1 protein-coding gene is annotated in these 1445 nt (G+C 44.2%); it reads left to right on the top strand.

The annotated features are described in order from the left end of the window. Positions 1-334: 334 nt before the first annotated feature. Positions 335-1445 (top strand): HAMP domain-containing protein (locus tag DP116_RS28225; RefSeq protein WP_169158247.1); only part of this gene is annotated, 1111 nt, incomplete at its 3' end.

The following is a 1445-nucleotide window of genomic DNA, read 5'->3' as shown; positions in this document are numbered from 1 at the left end:
ACTTTGAATTTTGATAGCGCAGCGTGCCGTAGGCATACTTTGAATTAAGCGGAGGGGATGAGGGTGAGGTGAGGGAACGCAGGAATTATAAATAATCCAGCGGACTGATCGATACTTTTCATCCCTCAGATAGATTTCTAGAACATATCTTTCTCAAAGAGCTTGATAATCGTTATATTTTATACGATATCTCCTTTGGCACAACAAGTTAATTGAAAACCAAAGTTTCTTTTTTGCGTCATAATTTGGTATGCCCTTTGTGTAAAGAACGCAATTGCAACTGATAGCAAGCAATAGCAAAGATAATTAATATAGATATTATTGCCCCGCCACCATGTCCACTGAACAGTTAACCAGAGAAAACGATAATTTAGATTTAAAACAGCTACTGAAAACGCTGGTAGCTGTTAAAAAAGGTGACTTTTCTGCCCGTATGCCTTTAGACCAAACTGGTATGGCAGGAAAAATCTCTGATACGCTCAACGATATTATTGAACAAAATGAGCGGCTAACAGCAGAGCTACAGAGGATTAGTCATGTTGTTGGTAAAGATGGCAAAATTAGTGAACGCGCGTCTTTGGGAAATGTTCGTGGTTCTTGGTCAGTGTGTGTTGATTCTGTCAACACCCTAGTGACAGATTTGGTTCAGCCGACAGCGGAAACGGCGCGTGTGATCCGGGCTGTGGCAAATGGTGATTTATCTCAAGCGATTGCACCAGAAATTGAAGGTAGACCCCTCAAAGGAGAATTTCTCCAAACTGCCCAAATGGTTAATACAATGGTGGGTCAGTTGAATTCGTTTGCTAGCGAGGTCACACGAGTTGCAAGGGAAGTGGGAACTGAAGGCAAACTGGGAGTGAAAGCAGAAGTTCCAGGTGTGGCTGGAACTTGGAAGGACTTGACGGACAGTGTGAATTTAATGGCGGGTAACTTAACCGCACAAGTTCGTAATCTTGCTGAAGTAACAACCGCTGTGGCAAATGGCGACCTCTCGAAGAAAATTACTGTTGATGTCAAAGGTGAAATTTTGGAGTTGAAAAATACTATCAACACGATGGTCGATCAACTCAACTCTTTTGCTTCTGAAGTGACGCGGGTTGCTAGGGAAGTGGGAACAGAAGGTAAGCTGGGCGTACAAGCACAAGTGCGCGGTGTTGCTGGGACTTGGAAAAACTTGACCGACAGCGTCAACTTGATGGCAGGAAATTTGACGGCACAACTCCGTAATATTGCTGAAGTCACGACAGCGGTGGCGAACGGCGACTTATCGAAGAAAATTACTGTTGATGTCAAAGGTGAAATTCTGGAGTTGAAGAACACCGTGAATATTATGGTGGATCAACTCAATTCTTTTGCATCGGAAGTGACGCGGGTTGCGCGTGAGGTGGGTGCAGATGGTAAACTCGGTGGTCAAGCCCAAGTACGGGGTGTTGCTGGAACTTGGA

It is taken from the genome of Brasilonema bromeliae SPC951 (assembly GCF_012912135.1).
GTDB lineage: Bacteria > Cyanobacteriota > Cyanobacteriia > Cyanobacteriales > Nostocaceae > Brasilonema > Brasilonema bromeliae.
This window is presented reverse-complemented; position numbering and strand designations above follow the sequence as displayed.